1 protein-coding gene is annotated in these 406 nt (G+C 46.1%); it reads left to right on the forward strand.

Going from position 1 to position 406, the window contains the following annotated elements; genetic code table 11:
* On the forward strand, window positions 1-405 hold a 405-nt coding region (locus tag D3261_RS19465; RefSeq protein ID WP_233554052.1), incomplete at its 5' end, for a hypothetical protein.
* Between the last annotated feature and the right edge of the window lies 1 nt (window position 406).

The following is a 406-nucleotide window of genomic DNA, read 5'->3' on the forward strand; positions in this document are numbered from 1 at the left end:
GTGGTACATATGGCAGCCAATGACGTCTCAGGAATTTTCAATGCCAATGGCCCTGGAGGAAACCTTACGATGGAGGAGTTCCTGCAAACATGTGCCTCGACTCTCAATGAAGATGTGACCTTCACATGGGTATCTTCCGAATTTTTGGAGGAAGAAGGCATCCGTCCATGGAAAGACTTACCGGTTTGGATCCCGACTGAGAAAAACTTCAGTCAAGATGCGGGAAAAGCCATTGAAAGTGGACTGACGTTTCGACCGTTAAAAGAGACCATCGCAGCTACTTATCAATGGGATCGAAATCGACATGAGAGTATTGAGCATGCAGGTTTAACGAAGCAACAGGAAACGGATCTACTGGAAAAATGGCATCGGAGGAAGCGTGCCATTAAGGAGAGTAATTTCTAAG

It is taken from the genome of Halococcus sp. IIIV-5B, from assembly GCF_003602035.1.
GTDB classification, from domain to species: Archaea; Halobacteriota; Halobacteria; order Halobacteriales; family Halococcaceae; genus Halococcus; species Halococcus salsus.